Genomic DNA, 18,712 nt, shown 5'->3' on the forward strand with positions numbered 1-18,712 from the left:
GCTACGAGAGGCAATCGATTGGTAATCATGTCACTGCTTTGATGATGTGATGGGGAYSAAGGCGAGTAGTGATATCGCTCTTATCGCTTTGATGAAAATGTCAGGAATGGAGCCAGGCTAAGGGTCTTTGGAAGGGTAAGGGAAAGACGAATAGCACATTTTCTAAACTCTTCCCTTACCAAGGGAGAGATCACCAAAGTGAAGGCCGATGTGTCGTCCGGAAAGACTAAGTTGCTCTATGTGGCGCCGGAGTCGCTGACCAAGGAAGACAATGTGGCATTTTTGCAGACGGTAAATATTTCCTTTGTCGCGGTGGACGAGGCCCACTGTATTTCGGAGTGGGGGCATGACTTCAGGCCTGAATACCGTAAGATACGTACTATCATCAATGAGGTGGGAGACAATATTCCTATCATCGCACTGACGGCTACAGCAACCCCTAAGGTGCAGTCCGACATACGTAAAAACCTGCAGATGACGGACGCTACACTGTTCAAGTCTTCCTTCAACCGCTCCAACCTCTACTACGAGGTAAGACCTAAGAAAAACGTTGTCAAAGAGATTGTAAAGTTTATCAAAAATAATCCCGGAAAGACGGGAATCATCTACTGCCTAAGCCGTAAAAAAGTAGAAGAAATAGCAGAGATTCTCAACATAAATGGTATCAAAGCTTTACCATATCATGCCGGCCTGGATGCCAAAACCCGTGCGGAAACGCAAGACAAATTCTTGATGGAAGATGTCCAAGTGATAGTGGCAACCATAGCCTTCGGTATGGGAATAGACAAGCCGGATGTGCGTTATGTCATCCACCACGATATCCCAAAATCGATGGAAGGCTATTATCAGGAAACAGGACGTGCAGGACGCGACGGTGGAGAAGGGCATTGTCTCGCTTTCTATTCGAAGAAAGATGTGGATAAGCTACTCAAATTTATGAAAGACAAGCCGGTGTCGGAAAGAGAGATTGGAACACAAATCCTTAAAGAGGTGGTGGACTACTCTGAATCCTCCGTGTGTCGTCGTAAACAGATTCTACATTATTTCGGAGAAAAATTCGATGAGACAGGATGTAACAACATGTGTGACAACTGTCGCTCCTCCAAAACCTATTTCGATGCGCAGGAAGATCTTATCAAACTTCTAACTTTTATTAAGGAAGAGGGAGATAAATTTGATGACCAGCATATCATGAATGTGTTTATGGGCCAGAATAACCAACCGATTTCATCGTGCTATAAGCACGATGAACATAAATTCTTCGGTTCAGGAAAGGATAAAGGATATAACTATTGGAATTCGCTGATTCGCCAAGCCGAACTGTCGGACTTCGTGAAGAAAGATATAGATCATTACGGTCTTTTGATGCTTACCGATGAGGGGCGCAAGTATCTCGAGAATCCTTACAATATCAAGTATATCTTGAACAGAGAGATGGAGGCAGGTGATGAGGAGGATGGCGATGAACCATCACAAGGTAGTGGTACCTTGGATGTTAACCTGCTGAAGATGCTGAAAGATTTGCGCAAAAAGGTGGCCAAGCAGAAATCTTTACCACCATTTGTCATTTTCCAAGACCCTTCCTTGGACGAGATGTGTATCCACTATCCGATTACCATGGAAGAGCTCAAACGTATTCACGGCGTAGGTGCAGGCAAAGCGTTGAAGTTTGGTGCTCCTTTCCTTGAGCTTATCAAAAAGTATGTGGAAGAGAACAACATCGAGAGAGCGCAGGACTTCGTAGTAAAAGGCACGGCCAATAAATCAGCCTTGAAAGTGAGCATTATCCAAAATATTGATCGCAAGATCGCGCTAGATGACATCGCTAATGCGAAGGGCATAAGCTACGAAGAGTTGTTGAAAGAAGTTGAATCTATCGTCAATTCCGGAACGAAGCTTAACATCAATTATTTTATTGATGAGATGATTGATAAGGTCCGTCAAGATGAGGTATATGATTATTTCCGTGAGACGGAGGACGACTCCATCGATAAGGCTCTGCAGGAACTGGGTGAAGAAGATTATACCTATGAAGATATTCAATTGATGCGTATTAAATTTATTTCAGAGTTTGGAAACTAATAAACAGATGATAAACACATATTTGCCGAACATTAAAAACGGAAATTACGGATCAGTTTTTTCTCATGGCTGGTCCTTGTGCGATTGAAGGTGAGGAGATTGCATTACGTATAGCGGAGAAGATAGTAACAATTACCGATAAGCTTAATATACCTTATATTTTCAAGGGTTCGTATCGTAAAGCCAACCGTTCACGAGTAGATTCTTTTACTGGAATTGGTGATGAGAAAGCTCTTAAAATCCTTGAGAAGGTGGGCAAAGAGTTCGGTATTCCTACGGTAACCGATATTCACGAAAGCCACGAGGCCGCTATGGCTGCTGCCTATGTGGATGTGTTGCAAATACCTGCTTTCCTATGCCGTCAGACAGAGCTTCTCGTAGCGGCAGCCCGTACAGGTAAGGTGGTGAATATCAAGAAGGGGCAGTTCCTTTCTGCGGACTCTATGAAATTTGCAGTAGAAAAAGTTAAAGATTCCGGCAACGATAAGGTTATTCTCACAGACCGAGGAAATAGCTTTGGCTATCAGGATTTGATTGTGGATTTCAGAGGAATCCCTACTATGCGTTCATTTGGTGCGCCTACAGTGATGGACTGTACACACTCCTTACAGCAGCCTAATCAATCTTCAGGGGTGACGGGAGGTAAGCCAGAACTCATCGAAACGATTGCCAAGGCGGCGATAGCGGTGGGAGCAGACGGACTCTTTATAGAGACACATCCTGATCCTGCAAATGCCAAGTCTGACGGAGCAAACATGCTTCACTTGGATTTATTGGAAGGATTGCTAACGAAATTGACAAAGTTGCGTCAGGCAATATTGTAAAAATTATGCATACGAAAGACTCCAAATGAAAATTAGGAGTCTTTTCTTTTTAAGAATTTATTACTTTAGCTAGTAAATTAATAACCTTTTTATTAACGTAAATTATAAAGCATTAAAGAATAATGGAGCAAGCTATATCGACGATTTCCGGTTACGTATGGAGTGATTTTTTTATTTATTTCTGTCTTAGTGTGGGACTTTACTTTTCTATCAGAACCGGATTTCTACAGATTAGATATATAAAAGACATGGTTAGGTTCCTGTTTACCAAGAACAAATCTAACCAAGGAATATCTTCCTTTCAGGCCTTTGCACTGGCCATTTCGGGACGTGTAGGTACCGGAAATATCGTAGGTGTAGCGACAGCGATTTATATGGGAGGTCCTGGATCGGTGTTTTGGATGTGGGCTATTGCTTTCTTGGGGGCGTCCTCAGCATTTATAGAATCAGTCTTAGCGCAGGTTTATAAACAAAAAGAGGGCGATATCTTCCGGGGAGGTCCGGCCTACTATATAGAGAAAGGACTAGGCGTGAAATGGTATGCTTTGCTTTTTGCACTTATTACTGTTATTAGTACAGGATTTCTGCTTCCGGGGGTTCAGAGTAATGCGATCAACGGCACTATTTCCAATGCTTTTAACTATTCTAATCAGGTAATTTCCCTAGGGGGGACGGATATGACCGTAAGCTGGGTAGGGCTTATCGTCATTACCTTGTTAGGGGTCATCATCATAGGAGGGGTGAAGAGGTTAGCGCAAGCCTCGGAGCTGATAGTCCCTTTTATGGCCGGAGCGTACATTCTGATGGCATTGATTATCATTGTTTTGAATTTTAATCATATTCCCGGCGTATTCAAGTTGATATTCTCTTCGGCATTTAGTTTGGATGCCACTTTTGGAGGTATCATTGGTACGGCGATATCGTGGGGAGTGAAGCGAGGTATTTATTCTAACGAGGCGGGACAAGGTACAGGACCGCATGCTGCTGCGGCGGCACATGTGAAGCACCCCGCTCAACAGGGATTGGTGCAAGCCTTCTCAGTATATGTAGATACGCTGTTTGTTTGTTCGGCAACAGCTTTTATGATCTTGTTTAGTGATCAATATAATGTGTTGGGAGGTGTAAGTGAAACGGGAGAAGTGACATATATTGCGAAGCATATTTCCACAGATATAGGTGCCGACGGCTTTACGCAGGCTGCTGTATCATCCTATTTTCCGTCATTTGGAAATCAGTTTGTCGCTATAGCTTTATTCTTTTTTGCTTTTACGACTATCATGGCATATTACTATTTTGCTGAAACCAACATAGCTTATATTTTTAAAGGCAAGAACTATAAGCCGATGATTTGGGTTTTACGTATTGTGTTCCTTTTCTCGGTATATTTCGGTACTATCAAGACTGCAAAGCAGGCTTGGGATTTGGGAGATATAGGAGTAGGTCTTATGGCCTGGGTGAATATCATTGCTATCCTACTGTTGAGTAGAGTAGGTCTGAAGGTATGGAAAGACTATGAAAGGCAGCGTAAGCAAGGAATTGAATCGCCAACATTTCATCCTAAAGAGCTAAATATTAAAAATGCAGACTTCTGGGAAGAAGAAAAATAATTGTTAGAGAAAAATCGTAATATGACACAGCAAGACCGTACCGGACATTTTTGGGCTTTACTGCCATTGTTTGTTTTTGTTATCTTATACTTCTGTGGTTCTCTTTATTTGGGTGATTTTTATGCTCTTCCGGTATTGGTAGTGTTTGTTATTGCGCTCTTCGTGGCTTTTTTCCAGTATCCAAAGAAAAGTTTTGAGGAGAAGCTAAAAAGTTTTGCAAAAGGGTCGGGAGACGAAAATATCTTGGTCATGATTTTGGTATTTTTGCTTGCCGGCGCTTTCAGTGAGCTTTCAAAGTCTATTGGAGCTTTGGAGTCTACAGTAAATTTTGCCATGACGTATGTCTCTCCTAGGTTTATTGTTTCCGGTATATTTTTAATTTCCTGCTTTGTTTCTATTTCTTTGGGTACGTCCGTAGGTACTATCGTTGCTCTCTCACCTTTGGCTGTAGGCTTTGAAACCTATATTCCTGGCATTGCTGCTTTAACATTGGCTGCGGTGGTGGGAGGAGCTATGTTTGGGGATAACTTATCCTTTATTTCGGACACCACAATAGCCGCTACAAGAACGCAGAAGGTGGAGATGCATGAGAAATTTAGAGCTAATTTCAGGATTGTATTTCCAGTAGCGTTAGTAGTCTTTATCCTATACTATTTTCAAGGGGCGGCATTTGTGCAGGTAAGTTCAGAATATAGATGTCAAAGATTATCAGTTGATTTACCTTATCCCTTACACGTTGGTTTTCCTTCTGGCTTTTATGGGATTAAGTGTTATCTGGACTTTGGGAATAGGCATTTTAGCCGGCTTAATTATAGGTTGGTCTACAGGTGCTATAGATCTGTTGGGCAGCATTCAAAGCATAAACAGTGGCTTTGCGGGCATGTTTGAATTAAGTATACTTTGTCTTGTTATCGGTGGTGTCGTAGGTATCATCAAGTATAATGGAGGTATTGATTTTCTATTAAATTCTGTTTTAAAAAATATAAATTCCAAAAAGGGTGCCGAGCTGGGCATAGCAGCGCTTACGGCGGTTGTCAACTGTGCTTTAGCCAACAATACGATTACTATTGTCATTGTAGGACCTCTTGCTAAAGAAATATCGGATAAATACCAACTGCAGGGGAAACGGGTGGCCAGCATCATGGATACCGTATCGTGCTTTGTACAAGGGGTAATACCTTATGGCGCCCAGATATTGGCTGCATTGGCAGCCTCTGCCATGGTGTTGGGCTCAGCAGGAAAGACAGCACTATCACCTCTTGATATAATAAGCAATCTATACTATCCTTTTTTGACAGGGGTAGCTACCCTTGCGTTTATACTTTTCAGCAAGCGTAAGTAGTGTAATTTATTTAAGTGATGAGGAGAGAAATTCAACATGTATATGTGTTGGGCTTAGGCGCTATTGGAGCCAAATACGCTTCCATGATTTATGATGTGGATCCTGCATGTATTCACATCATTGTGGATGAGGAGCGTAAAGAGAGATACCAGCGTGAGGGCATTTTTGTCAACGACCGTCCCTATGCTTTTGATTATGTTACCGAACCTAACAAAGATTATCCGGCAGATCTGATTATCTTGGGGGTGAAGTCGTTGGATCTAGAGCTAGCTATTGAGAGACTAAGACCGTTTGTTCAGGAGGATACCGTCATAATTTCCTTATTGAATGGTATCGGAACAGCTACTAAGATTAATCATCAGCTGGGAAAAGATGTAGCCTTACCTAGTGTAGTGTATATGGATGCTGTCAAAGTGCAGAATAGAGTAAGCTATGGTCATCGAGGAAAGGTAGTATTCGGTGAGACGAGAAATACATCTCTGTCGGATAGGGTGAAGGCTGTTTGCTCCTTCTTTGATAAGATGCATATAGACTATGTTGTGCCGGAGGATATGTTGCTGGCTTTATGGCAAAAGTTTCTTATTAATGTAGTGGGTAATCAGCTGACCTTCATGGTGCATACCGGATATGAAGGATTGCAGGATAATCCATATATGCTGTTTCTGGTACAGCAAGTAGGAGAAGAGGTTATTCGTGTCGCCAACGCGCAAGGCATAGCCCTCTCGCAAGCGGATATTGATAATATGATTGCAACGATGCGCAAGATAAATCCGAAGGCCAAGACGTCTATGGTGCAGGATAGAGAACAGGGACGTAAATCAGAGGTTGAGATATTTGCAGGAGAAATTATTCGCCAAGGACAGAAGCTGGGCATACCTACCCCTTATAATGTGATGATGTATAATCTTATCAAGGCCTATGAATGGGAGAGGGATGAAAGGAAAAAATAATATATAGTTTAATTTCAATATAAAAGCCTTGTAACCAATGTTACAAGGCTTTTATGTTATTAAAGAATAGATTTTCTCTTTTCTTTTAATGTTTGAAGTGACGTACACCTGTCATCACCATAGCCATACCTTTTTCGTTGGCCATGTCTATAGACAATTGGTCTTTGATGGAGCCTCCTGGCTGCAATACAGCTGCAATGCCGTTATCTCCTGCTATTTCCACACAATCAGGGAATGGGAAGAAAGCATCGGATGCCATTACGGCACCGTTCAAGTCAAATCCGAAGGATTTGGCTTTTTCTATGGCTTGCTTTAAGGCATCCACACGTGAGGTTTGACCTACACCTGAGGCTAACAAAGTACCGTCTTTTGCTAATACTATGGTGTTAGATTTTGTATGCTTTACAATTTTATTGGCGAAGAAAAGGTCTTGCAGCTGTGTTGCTGTAGGTTCGACTTTTGTTACAGCTTTCATTTGTTCAGGACCTTCTATCGTATTGTCCTTATCTTGAAGGATTACACCGTTCAACAATGTTTTGAACTGTTGTGTAGGTAGTTTAACTTCTTTGCGGCGAAGGATGATTCTGTTTTTCTTTTCCGTAAGGATAGTCAAAGCTTCTTCCGAATAAGAAGGAGCGATCAACACTTCGAAGAACAACTTATTAATCTCTGCTGCCGTTTCTCCGTCCACTTCACCATTGGTGATCAATACACCACCGAAAGCAGATACAGGGTCACATGCCAGCGCATCGATCCAAGCTTGTTTTATGGTGCTGCGTGAAGCTACCCCGCAAGCGTTAGTGTGTTTCAAGATAGCGAAGGTAGGCTCTTCAAATTCGTCGATGATGGCTACTGCAGCATCCACATCTACCAAATTGTTGTATGAAAGTTCTTTACCGTTAAGTTTGTCAAACATAGCATCCAAGTCGCCGAAGAACACACCTTTCTGATGAGGGTTCTCTCCATAGCGTAATACCTGTGCTTTTTGTTCTGACTGTTTAAACACTTGGATAGGATCTTCTTGGTTGAAATAGTTGAAGATAGCCGTATCGTAGTGTGATGATATGTTAAAAGCACGTTTTGCGAAGGCACGACGTTGTTCCAATGTTGTCATACCGTCTTGTGCTGCTAAGATTTGTTCAAGTTCAGTATAATCATTTTTCGAAGCGATGATTACTACGTCGTTGAAGTTTTTGGCAGCCGCACGAATCAATGAAATACCGCCGATGTCTATTTTTTCAATGATATCTTGTTCAGAAGCTCCGGAAGCTACCGTCTCTTCGAAAGGATAAAGATCTACGATGACCAAGTCGATTTCCGGAATGTTGTATTTTTCCAGTTGCTTTTTGTCATCTTCCAACGGACGGCGAGACAGGATACCTCCGAAAACGTTAGGGTGTAATGTTTTAACACGACCTCCCAAGATGGATGGATACCCGGTCAAATCTTCCACACGTTGAACGTCGAAGCCTAAGTCGCGGATAAAAGCTTCCGTACCGCCTGTAGAGTAGAAAGTTACTCCGAACTTATTTAATAATTGAATGAGAGGAGCTAAGTTGTCTTTATAGTAGACAGAAATTAGCGCATTTTTGATCTTAACAGGATGATTCATTGTCTATTGTTTGGAGCTGCAAAGGTAAAAATTATACTGTGGATTTCATAGGGTGGAAAGCTATTATTTGCAGCTTTCCAAACAAAAAGGAGCATCAAAGAGATGCTCCTTTTAATTAGTGGTTGTATTTCTTTAGAAGGTTTTCTATCACTTTAGGATAATGTTGATGTTCCAGCTGTTGGCCTTTGAATTTTATCTGTTCGAGTGTGTCTCCCGGCTCGATTTTAAATTTGGCTTGATAGATGATTTCCCCTTCGTCGAAGTTTTCATTTACGAAATGGATAGTTATGCCATGTTCTTCTTCGCCTGCTGCCATCACAGCTTTATGTACGTGATCCCCATACATGCCTTTACCTCCGAATTTAGGTAAAAGAGCAGGATGTATGTTGATGATTTTGTTAGGAAATGCTGTCAACAGGTTTTGAGGAACAAGCCACAAGAAGCCTGCAAGCACCACCAAATCTATATTCAATCGTTTCAACAGCTCTACCACAGAATCGGTATAATAAAACTCATGTCTATCGAATATATGGGTAGGAATTTCAAAATTGTCGGCTCTTTGCAGTACGTAAGCTTCCGGATTGTTGCTTAGCACTATGGCGACTTCAGCGTCGGACGAATATTTGAAGTGCTCCATGATCTTTTGAGCATTGGAGCCAGAACCCGAAGCGAAAATAGCAATGCGTTTCTTCACGTTGTTATTTTATTTTTTCTCAAATATAAGAATTTAACAGTTTAAATGCATTATAGCTGGTCGCTTTATTTCGAAACGGCAATTTTCTCCAATATTTTACTGCTTATCTCATCTACGGATATGGCGCTGTTGGACAAGACCACTATTGCCGATTTTTTGTCGGGCACAATCCCTAAGAAGGATGAGCTACCTCCTGTACCTCCGTTGTGCCAGTATTGCACGACATCCTCAAGCATATTCATATGCCACCCCAAACCTATATCCGTGTTTGGTGGGAGGTAGAAGGTAAACTCCCGAGTTAGCATCATAGCTTTCTCAAGGGTAGTTTCCGGCAACTTAAACTGAAATTGTGCAAAGCGTAGCAGGTCATGAACGGATGATTTTAAGCTCCCCGCACCTGCAAGAGCAAGGAAGTCCCAAGCAGGCACCTGTCTGCCTTCTGCATTATGGGGTTTGGCCAGTACTTGGTTTTTAGGATTGATCTTTTCTACCGTGTTGTGCATACCTAGCGGTTCGGCGATGAGGTCTTTGATATTTTGTGCAAAAGACTTGTTGGTAATTATAGAGATTAGTTCTCCTAGGAGGCCGAAACCTAAGTTGCTGTATTCGTAATTTTCCCCCGGTTCATTTTGACCGTTGAAATCTTTCAAAAAGTGGAAAAGGTCCTTGCGTGTGTAGTTAGCGTATGGATTAGCTGCTGAAAATTTGGCTACCTTATCCAGATTTGACGGAAGGCGAGGAAGACCCGAGGTATGGTTGGCCAGCTGTTTGAATGTAATCTTACGGATAAAGGGATTTGTTTTCACCGAATCCGGAAGAAACTTGGCTATGGAATCTTCCAATGATAGGTAGCCTTCTTCTACCAGATGAGCAAGAAGTACGGAGGTGAAAAGCTTGGTCAATGACCCTACCTCATAAAGGGTATGTTCATTCGGAATAGAGAGCTTCTCTGCTGGGTCGAGCTGCCCGTAGAAGAAAGTGTTGACCTGACCGTTGTTCAGTACGCCTATGGCCAACGATTGCGTACTCGGATGAGTAAGGTATGCCCTAGCAATAGAATCTATAAATTCATCTAGGCTATTCTGCTTATTGACTTTGGCCTGTATAGGCGTGATGCGCGGGTCGACAATGTGATTAGGTTTTACCAGAAAATAGTTGAATTTCTTGGTAGAGTCTACCGCAAGATGGATGGAAAATTTTTGATCTCCAATAAGAACATTATAACCTGCGGTATTGTTTGAAAATGTAGCCGGTGTGACGCCGGACATTTTTCCGTAAGTGTAAAGATTTGATAAGAAGTTTATAAAACTTTGTCTTTCAATATTTTGCTTAAAGCTTTCTGAAGCTAAATTGTAGATGGAATCCGGTTGATTAATATTGAAAAAATATTCAATTTGATTGAATACTGCACGATTAAGCTTTTCGGCAGGAGATTGGGCATGTAAGTTCTTGAGCGATAGAAAAGTACACACAAGTAGCACTAATATTCTGTGATTCATACTACAAAATTAACAAACAATTGGCTATAAGCCAATTGTTTGTTTTAATCTAGCATATCCGGACTTGCTGATGCTGACCTTTTCTCCGTTCAGCAAAATAGCTTTGTAGCTGTCCTTTTCCATTGGCTCGATCTTGGAAAGCTGGTCGACCTTGATGATATATGAACGGTGCACGCGGACGAACTGCTTAGGGTCCAATTGTTTTTCGAAAGATGACATAGTTTTGTTTTTCATGATACATACCGTCTTTGGTGTGAATCTTTACATAATCATCATAAGCTTCTAAGAAGATGATCTGCTGTACGGGAATCAGCTTTATCTGCGTGCCGTTTTTAACGACTATGCGTTCTAATGTTTCTTCTTCCAAGTCCTGCTTTAGGGCGTTGATGCTTTCCTGTTTTTGTTGTGTGTTATATAACGAATAGAACTTCTGGATAGCTTGGTTGAATCGGTCTTCGGATATAGGTTTCAATAGGTAGTCTACCGCGTTTTTTTCGAAGGCTTTCAGGGCATACTCTTCAAAGGCGGTGGTGAAGATGATATGCGGAAGTTCGTCGATAATTTCCAGCATTTCGAAACCTGTCAGCTTTGGCATTTGGATATCCAAGAATACCAAATCCGGTTTAAACTGCTGGATGGCTTTGGCACCTTCGAAGCCGTCGCCACATTCGGCTACCACTTCAATGCCCTCCTGCTTTTGTAAGTATTCGTGTATGATCATACGAGCGAGGGGCTCATCGTCTATTATTATTGCTTTAATCATGTTGCGGAATTTTTATTTGGGCTGTGAATTGATTTTCTGTTTTATGTATGTGTAATAAGTCGGTTCGGCTATATATCAAAAATAATCTACGTTGAATACTTGACAAGCCGAAGCCTGTACCTTTCTTGTTGTAAAATTGATCCGTATCGTAAGGATTTGTTATTTCGATATGAAGGAGGTTGTTTTCCAGCCATATCCGTGTGTTTATTTCTACATTTCCTACGATATTGTAAAGTCCATGTTTAATGGCGTTTTCCATAAGCGGCTGAATGATCATCGCTGGAACTTTGGTCTGCAAAACCTCTTCGTCGTATTCAAAGTTCGTTTTCAATCGATGACCGAAACGTACTTTTTCAATCTCCAGATAAAGCTCTAGATGTTTGATTTCATCCGCTAGTGGAATAAGCTGCTTATCGTCCTTGCGCATAGTTCCGCGTAGGAAGTCAGACAGCTGGAATGTCATCTTCTTGGCCAGCTCGGGCTTAGCGCCGATAAGGGCAATGATAGAGTTGAGACTGTTGAATAGAAAGTGAGGTTGCAGCTGCTGTCGTAGGTTGTACAACTCTGCATCCCGTACCAACCTTTCTATTTCCAGCTTTCTTCTATCATTTTCAATAGCTTCCTCCTGAACGTTCCAAAAAATATTTATGATTAATATACAAGAAATTACCAAAAAGTTGATAATAAACTTGTAAGGAATACGCTGATAGTAATGAGCTAGTGAAGGCCTGTCAAAAAACTGATGAAGAATAAATAAGGTTATTCCTAAACTGATGATGGTCAGAGCCAGGCAGAAAAGTATGCTCTTGAAAAACTGCCTCTTCGAAGGATTGTAGTACTTCATCGAGCTGAAGATGAGATAACAACAGAGGCTCATCGTCAAGGAGCTGGCCAACGGCTCTATGCAGGATACATGCATAGGACGGAATTCCCACCACAACAAAAAATAGGATAACCAAAAAGTACAAAACGAAAATAAATCCCCACGCTGAGGAGGATTAATGCGCTTTTGGACTGAATCTTGATCTGTGGAAATGACATGGCGCTTAGCTATTTTTAATCGTTACCGTACCGAAAATGGAGGTTCCTGTCAAATACACTTTTTTCGATTCATCGTAAGGATGGCTTATCATCACCCTTCTATCATCTACATCTCCCATTACCGAAGATACCGAAGAGGTTACCATCCAATGTGGAGGAACGATAATTTTAATGCTTCCGAAGAGCTGGAAAGTATCTATTACCACAGGTTGCTGGATGTCGGCTTGTAATAGGTTGATAACCGAGCTGCCAAAGATATTGGTAATAGTTCCGCCCAAAAAGTTTTTTGATAAAACGATTTTGTTGGCATTGCCGAAGATAGAATCCACTTTCAGATAATTTTCTGCGTATTGGAATTGTTGATGCGTGTGGAACTTCTGTTCACTTTTTGGTTCTGACGTCTCAGAGGATATATCTTCATTTAGGTCAGTCACACGTCTGTCCCAGTCAAACTCATCCGCAGATGATGTAGGGTCCGGCGTAGGTACTTCTGGAATCACCGGGGCCTTACGGTTGCGGTTGATAATATAAATACCTATGACTATGGCGAAAGCAGGGAACAATATCTCGAAAGGATTGAATCCTCCAAAAATTTTCCGTATGAGCAATACCCCACCTACAAGAAGCAAAATAATAGCACTTTTTTTCTGGAACTTGGAGTTCACACCAATGACAAGACCTATGATGATCAGTATCATCGGAAAGCTGAATAACCAGTTAGGGAATAAAAATCCCAAGTCCAGATTTCGAAGTAATAGAAACACACCAAACAGAATGATGATAGTTCCTACCGTAGTCGACGATTTATTGCTGCTAGGTGGGATCGGTGTTTCTTGTCTTTTATTTGTTTTCTTTTCCATCACTAAAAATTTTATACCTCAAAATTAAGACGTTAAAGCTCCAACAATATATTGAATTAGGCGTTTACAATAGCTTTTTCGGTAAATGGGCCTATTTTGTCGGTGAAAATTTACGCCTTAAATATGGGATAAAATTCCATGTTTATAAAAAATAATTATTTTTCACAAAAAATTTGGTTCTTTCGTAAGATATATTATATATTTATGACATTAAAATATAGGATTTAAACTTAAATACTTACAAGACTAATGGGAGATTTTGAAAACAAAGAACGATGAAGAAGTATTTTCAAAGAAGGTGAGAGCTGGAAAACGTACTTATTTTTTTGATGTAAAGGCTACCAGATCGAATGATTATTATGTGACTATTACAGAGAGCAAAAAGCGATTTGAAGATGGTCAATTCATAAAGCATAAAATTTTCTTGTATAAGGAAGATTTTGAGAAATTCGCCGAAGGCTTGTCTGAAGTAGTAGATTACATAAAAGCTCATCAAGAAGTTGTAGAGAAAAGATACGAACCAAATCAAGAGGATGCTGCAGCCTACGAAGACACTACCGATGAGTTGGCAGCAAAAGACAATTTCTCATTCTAATTAACAATTAGACACCGAAGATATAGAGCCACTACAGATAGTGGCTTTTTTGGTTTTAAAGTTGTTACAAATTATACTTTTTTAACCTATAGATAATCCGTTATTTTACATCGATTATAACCAATTTTTGACTATGTTGAAGAAATATATCCAACTTACTTTTGTTGGTTTTCTGTTGGTCAGCTCGTCTGTGTATGCACAGCGAAGAATGACATTTGATGAAGCTTGGGGCAGAAAACCTACACTAACACAGCCTATCAGCCACTATCAGGGGTGGGCTGATGAGGAACATTATTTAGAGTACGTACGTTCGGAAAACCGCACGTATAAAGTGAATGTAAAAACGGGACATCGTGAAGTATATGTGCCGGCAGAATCCAAGCAGACAGAAGTTGCTGTCAAGGATAATGATATTGTTATCCGTTTTGCTGACGGTTCCGTGCGCCAACTTACCAATAGTCCGGATGTGGAAGAAAAGAATCCAACATTATCTCCGGACGGTAAATATGTGGCATTCACCAGAAACAACAACCTGTTTACGGTAAGTGTAGAAAATCCTACGGAGGTACAGTACACCTTCGACGGTACTGATGTTATCTACAACGGGTGGTCCTCATGGGTATACTATGAGGAAATCTTAGGACGACCTACCAAGTACAAAGCATTCTGGTGGTCCCCGGATAGCAAGCAGCTAGCCTTCATGCGTTTCGATGACACCAATGTGCCTATGTTCCCTATCTACGTTTCCAAAGGACAAAACGGTTATGTGGAAGAGACACGCTATCCTAAAGACAGGTCAACCTAATCCGGAGGTGAAAGTAGGATTTGTAAAGGTAGGACAACAAGGTGTGGTATGGGCAGACTTTAACGAGAAAGATGATCAATATTTTGGTCAGCCATACTGGAGTTACGATAGTAAGTCTATTATGGTTCAGTGGATGAATCGCGACCAAAATAATCTTAAATTTTATACCGTGGATCCTCTTACCGGTTCCAAAAAAGAAATATACGATGAGAAGCAGCCTACATGGATCAATTTGGATCATGATGAGCGTATAACCTATCTGGCAGATAATAAGCACTACATCTTGAAATCCGACAAGACAGGATGGGCACATTATTATCTGTATACGTTGGACGGTAAATTGTTGAACCCTATAACCAGCGGAGAATGGCAGGTAGTATCTATTCAGTATATTGATGAAAAGAATAAGGTGCTTTATTTTACTGCCCGTAAGGAGAACTCCGCACGAATAGATCTTTACCGTGTAGATTATAGCGGCAAAAACCTGAAAAGGTTGACTTTTGGGGATTATTCACATCAGGTTAGTGTAGCACCGGGAGGTAAATACTTTATCACGAATTATTCTAACGTAAGTACGCCAAATAAAGTAGCTTTGGTAGATAATAAAGGAAAAATCCTTAAAGAACTAGCTGATTCTAAATCGCCTAACTTCAATGCGTTTAAGTATGGCAAAACGGAGTATATCACTGTAAAGTCAGATGATGGAAAATTTGATTTGCCGGTGATTATCACTTATCCGGTGGATTTTGATGAAAATAAATCTTATCCTGTGATAATGTACATCTACGGAGGTCCTGATGCCGGCACCGTGATGGACACATGGAAGCCAACGACGGCAAGCCCTTATGGCGGCATGTCACAATATTGGGCAAATGAAGGTATCATCCAAGTGCAGTGTGATCACCGTGCCTCAGGACATTTCGGAAAGCAGGGGGTAGCGTTGATGCACCGTAATCTTGGACATTGGGAGCTTATAGACTACATCACCATCGCTAAGTGGTTGAAGGCGAAACCATGGGTGAAGAAGGATAAGCTTCTAATCACCGGACACAGCTACGGCGGATATATGACTTGTCTGGCATTAACCAAAGGCTCTGATTATTTTGATTATGGAATCGCCGGAGCACCAGTAACAAGCTGGGAACTATACGATACGCATTATACTGAGAGATGGATGGATACTCCACAGGACAATCCCGAAGGCTATAAAAATGGTTCTATCCTGACCTATGTGGATAAATATAAAGGTGGCCTTCGTATCTTACATGGCGATATGGATGACAACGTTCACATGCAGAATACTATACAATTGGTAGATGCATTGACCAATAGGGATAAACCTTTTGAGTTGATGATTTATCCGGGAAGCCGCCATGGATGGACCAGCAACAAATTAAAATACGATTTCAAAGAGAGAGTGCGATTCTATTATCAGAATCTACTTGAAAAACCTGTTCCACAAGATTTCGACAGATGGTAACAGTTGTATATAAATAAGAAAGGTCGTGCAAACCATGCACGACCTTTCTTATTTATGATTCAGGCTTAAATGCTCTCGCTATAGAAGGTTTTGCGTATGAGATGAAAAGCTAACGATAGTGCTGCAGCTATGCACATAACATACAGCATAGGCTGAGCTGATTGGTTGTGCAGAAGACTTACGGCAGCAGAGCTGATGGCACCCAATCCCATCTGTAAGAAGCCTAGGAGTGCGGAAGCACTGCCGGCATTGGTCTTAAAAGGAAACATGGCCATCGCCGATGCATTAGGAAAGATGAATCCTTGGCAAAACAGATAGCAGAAGGCAAGACCTAGGATGCTCTGCAGGTTGACCATGTTAAGCCACAGGGTGGCCACCATCAGCATGCCTACACCTACCTGACAGATGTTGGCAATCATACAAATGCTTTGCATAGACCATCTTTTAAGTACCAATCTGTTAAGCTGTGTGGATAGGATAAGGCTGAGGCTACGAAAGCAAAGGCCAAGCCATATTCTTTTTGTGTGAGTCCGCAAATTTCCTGCAGTACATATGAAGAGCCTGCAAGGTAGGCGTATAGACCTGAAGAAGCAAAGGAAGCAATGAGACAGTAAAGCAGAAAAGTACTGTTCGTAAATACCTCAAAATATTTTGATATGATGGATCGCGGCGCAAGAGATAATGTACGGTTCCCTTGAAAACTTTCAGGAAGAAAAAAAATAGAACTCAACAGGATGATAAGACCTATAATGAATAAGACTATAAAAATATAGTGCCAGTCGAATTGTTCTAACAAGAATGCTCCTACCGATGGAGCCAATATAGGGGATATGGCGATGATGAGCATGAGTAAGCTGAAAACGCGTGCCGCTTCTTTACCGGCATAATAATCTTGCACCATAGCCCGTGAGGCAACCATGCCGGCACAGCTACCTAATGCTTGAATAAAGCGGATGAGGATAAGGCTTTCCACATTACGTGTCATCACACACAACAGCGAAGCAGCAGCATAAATCGTAAGTCCTACCAGCAAAGGTTTCTTACGTCCGTATTTGTCCAACAGTGGACCGTAAATCATCTGTCCCACGGCAATGCCAATGAAGAAAGAGGTGAGGGAAAGCTGCACCTTTTCGATGTCTGTGCCAAACCCTTTGGCAATGGTGTCAAAGGCCGGCAGATACATGTCAATGGAAAAAGGGCCTACGGCAGATAATAATCCTAGGATCAGCAGAATAAGTCTTTTATTTGTCTTCATAATATCATTGAAAAAAAAGAGCCTCTTAATAGTTTAAGAGGCTATATTAAAGGGTCTTTATTTTTTCAGTTGTTGTTGGACTGGTCTAAAAATAAGATATAGCCCTGCAAGGATAAATGGCAGGCTCAACAGCTGCCCCATATTGATTAACATGCCGCTTTCGAATTCTTCTTGGTTCTCTTTGTAAAACTCTACAATAAAGCGGATGCTGAAAAGGCATACCAAAAATATGCCGAAAAGAAGCCCTGGCTTTGGCGTCGTACTCTTCTTGTAAAATAGCCACAAAAAGATAAATAGAATGGTGTATCCTACCGCTTCATAGAGTTGGCCAGGATGTCTTACCACATTGTCCACCTTGGTAAATATCACACCCCAAGGATATATGGTTTCCATCGGCTTACCAATAATCTCCGAATTGAAAAAGTTACCGATACGGACGAATGCTCCCGCAATAGGCACTACCAAAATCAGGCGGTCTGTAATCCACATAAAGTCGGTTTTAGTCTTCTTCGCATAAAGATACAGCGCTAGCAAAATTCCTATTGCAGCACCATGGGACGCCAATCCTTGATATCCGGTAAACTGCCACTCGTTATTTACCTTGCGAAGCGGAAGGAGCATCTCCAATGGATGTTGTATATAATAGTCGAATTCGTAAAAGAGACAATGTCCCAGACGAGCTCCAAGAATTGTTCCGAGGAAGATATACATGGTGAGCTTGTCCAGCTCTTCCTGAGATTTGTTTTCTTTCTTAAAAACTTGCTGCATCAGCACGTAAGAAACCACGAAAGCTAGCAGCCAGCATATCGAATAATATCTTATGCCAAAAGAGCCTATATTGAAAATCGTCTCGGCCCCTGACCATTCAATCAGATTATATATAAAACCCATACTTAATTTTTTAGACTTGTAAAGATAAAATTAAAATTCGTTTTAGGATACAGTTGTAAGAGAAACCCAACTTTTTTTGCGGGGAAGTTTGTTAGAAATTGCAGATAACAGAAGATTTGATCACCAAGCAGAGATACGCCGCGGTTTTTACTAATTATTTTAGCATCTTATTTCTCATCATTGGACAATCGAAATCATTAATTTTTGGAATAGAATAATTATTTTTTATTTTGTACGGAAACAAAAGAGTATGACAAAGAAGAAGAGCAAAGAGGTACAGCATCAGGCTGTAGTGACGAAAGAGTCATTAAAATTCTTAAGAAAGATATATTAATAATCCGTCGCCAACAGGGTTTCAGTATAACTCAACCATAGGCGCTGCCCCTCCCACCTCAAAACCTGTTGCGACGGA

At 41.2% G+C, this 18,712-nt stretch carries 17 protein-coding genes and 2 pseudogenes; 9 read left to right on the forward strand and 10 right to left on the reverse strand.

Annotation, left to right across the window (positions count from 1 at the left end):
• Positions 1-114: 114 nt before the first annotated feature.
• From SD31_RS04155 to SD31_RS04175, 6 genes and pseudogenes are all read left to right on the forward strand, one after another.
• Positions 115-2,082 (forward strand): annotated as a pseudogene (locus SD31_RS04155) (RecQ family ATP-dependent DNA helicase); the annotation flags it as partial.
• A gap of 65 nt (positions 2,083-2,147) precedes the next feature.
• Positions 2,148-2,906 (forward strand): 3-deoxy-8-phosphooctulonate synthase, encoded by a 759-nt coding sequence (gene kdsA, locus SD31_RS04160; RefSeq protein WP_052258640.1) that lies wholly within the window; start codon positions 2,148-2,150, stop codon positions 2,904-2,906.
• 119 nt (positions 2,907-3,025) lie between these two features.
• Positions 3,026-4,513 (forward strand): alanine/glycine:cation symporter family protein, encoded by a 1,488-nt coding sequence (locus SD31_RS04165; protein ID WP_410528230.1) that lies wholly within the window; start codon positions 3,026-3,028, stop codon positions 4,511-4,513.
• A 21-nt stretch (positions 4,514-4,534) separates the two neighbouring features.
• Complete coding sequence (locus tag SD31_RS04170) at positions 4,535-5,401, forward strand: Na+/H+ antiporter NhaC family protein (RefSeq protein ID WP_197053528.1); 867 nt, start codon at positions 4,535-4,537, stop codon at positions 5,399-5,401.
• Positions 5,295-5,855: a Na+/H+ antiporter NhaC family protein gene (locus tag SD31_RS17050; RefSeq protein WP_231561155.1), complete on the forward strand. Its 561-nt coding sequence runs from the start codon at positions 5,295-5,297 to the stop codon at positions 5,853-5,855. The genes SD31_RS04170 and SD31_RS17050 overlap by 107 nt, the downstream gene beginning before the upstream one ends.
• Positions 5,856-5,872: 17 nt before the next feature.
• Positions 5,873-6,805 carry a ketopantoate reductase family protein gene (locus SD31_RS04175; protein WP_039053213.1) on the forward strand — a complete coding sequence of 311 codons (933 nt, stop codon included), beginning with the start codon at positions 5,873-5,875 and terminating at the stop codon, positions 6,803-6,805.
• A gap of 85 nt (positions 6,806-6,890) precedes the next feature.
• Here the strand turns inward: SD31_RS04175 and purH are convergent, their stop codons facing one another.
• From purH to SD31_RS04205, 7 genes are all read right to left on the reverse strand, one after another.
• Positions 6,891-8,417, reverse strand: a complete 1,527-nt coding sequence (gene purH / locus SD31_RS04180; RefSeq protein ID WP_039053214.1) for a bifunctional phosphoribosylaminoimidazolecarboxamide formyltransferase/IMP cyclohydrolase — start codon at positions 8,415-8,417, stop codon at positions 6,891-6,893.
• A 115-nt stretch (positions 8,418-8,532) separates the two neighbouring features.
• A complete protein-coding gene (purN, locus tag SD31_RS04185) occupies positions 8,533-9,111 on the reverse strand; it encodes a phosphoribosylglycinamide formyltransferase (RefSeq protein ID WP_039053215.1) in 579 nt (192 codons plus the stop codon).
• A gap of 65 nt (positions 9,112-9,176) precedes the next feature.
• Positions 9,177-10,610: a serine hydrolase domain-containing protein gene (locus SD31_RS14900; RefSeq protein WP_082021809.1), complete on the reverse strand. Its 1,434-nt coding sequence runs from the start codon at positions 10,608-10,610 to the stop codon at positions 9,177-9,179.
• A 24-nt stretch (positions 10,611-10,634) separates the two neighbouring features.
• Positions 10,635-10,829, reverse strand: coding sequence for a LytTR family DNA-binding domain-containing protein (locus SD31_RS20620; RefSeq protein WP_316929755.1), 195 nt, complete (start codon positions 10,827-10,829; stop codon positions 10,635-10,637).
• Positions 10,798-11,373, reverse strand: coding sequence for a LytR/AlgR family response regulator transcription factor (locus SD31_RS04195; RefSeq protein WP_316929756.1), 576 nt, complete (start codon positions 11,371-11,373; stop codon positions 10,798-10,800). Before SD31_RS04195 ends, SD31_RS20620 begins: the two co-directional genes overlap by 32 nt.
• Positions 11,366-12,316, reverse strand: a complete 951-nt coding sequence (locus tag SD31_RS04200; protein ID WP_231561156.1) for a sensor histidine kinase — start codon at positions 12,314-12,316, stop codon at positions 11,366-11,368. Before SD31_RS04200 ends, SD31_RS04195 begins: the two co-directional genes overlap by 8 nt.
• A 103-nt stretch (positions 12,317-12,419) precedes the next feature.
• The gene (locus tag SD31_RS04205; protein WP_052258642.1) at positions 12,420-13,274 is read right to left on the reverse strand and encodes a LiaF transmembrane domain-containing protein; all 855 of its coding nucleotides are present in this window, start codon (positions 13,272-13,274) and stop codon (positions 12,420-12,422) included.
• A gap of 249 nt (positions 13,275-13,523) precedes the next feature.
• Between SD31_RS04205 and SD31_RS04210 the strand changes: the two are divergent.
• The 3 genes and pseudogenes from SD31_RS04210 (at position 13,524) to SD31_RS19870 (ending at position 16,154) form a co-directional block, all read left to right on the forward strand.
• Positions 13,524-13,869 (forward strand): annotated as a pseudogene (locus SD31_RS04210) (DUF3276 family protein).
• 133 nt (positions 13,870-14,002) lie between these two features.
• Positions 14,003-14,674 (forward strand): DPP IV N-terminal domain-containing protein, encoded by a 672-nt coding sequence (locus SD31_RS19865; RefSeq protein ID WP_262506525.1) that lies wholly within the window; start codon positions 14,003-14,005, stop codon positions 14,672-14,674.
• On the forward strand, positions 14,634-16,154 hold the full coding sequence (locus tag SD31_RS19870) for a S9 family peptidase (protein WP_262506526.1): 1,521 nt from the start codon (positions 14,634-14,636) through the stop codon (positions 16,152-16,154). The genes SD31_RS19865 and SD31_RS19870 overlap by 41 nt, the downstream gene beginning before the upstream one ends.
• Positions 16,155-16,219: 65 nt before the next feature.
• Here SD31_RS19870 and SD31_RS14905 read toward each other — a convergent pair whose 3' ends face one another.
• From SD31_RS14905 to lgt, 3 genes are read right to left on the reverse strand one after another with little or no spacing between them, the layout of a single operon-like run.
• On the reverse strand, positions 16,220-16,588 hold the full coding sequence (locus SD31_RS14905; protein ID WP_156138196.1) for a hypothetical protein: 369 nt from the start codon (positions 16,586-16,588) through the stop codon (positions 16,220-16,222).
• On the reverse strand, positions 16,570-17,409 hold the full coding sequence (locus tag SD31_RS04220) for a multidrug effflux MFS transporter (protein WP_052258644.1): 840 nt from the start codon (positions 17,407-17,409) through the stop codon (positions 16,570-16,572). Before SD31_RS04220 ends, SD31_RS14905 begins: the two co-directional genes overlap by 19 nt.
• A 57-nt stretch (positions 17,410-17,466) precedes the next feature.
• Positions 17,467-18,300 (reverse strand): prolipoprotein diacylglyceryl transferase, encoded by an 834-nt coding sequence (gene lgt, locus SD31_RS04225; RefSeq protein WP_039053216.1) that lies wholly within the window; start codon positions 18,298-18,300, stop codon positions 17,467-17,469.
• Between the last annotated feature and the right edge of the window lie 412 nt (positions 18,301-18,712).

It is taken from the genome of Sphingobacterium sp. T2, from assembly GCF_000814685.1.
Taxonomy (GTDB): domain Bacteria; phylum Bacteroidota; class Bacteroidia; order Sphingobacteriales; family Sphingobacteriaceae; genus Sphingobacterium; species Sphingobacterium thermophilum.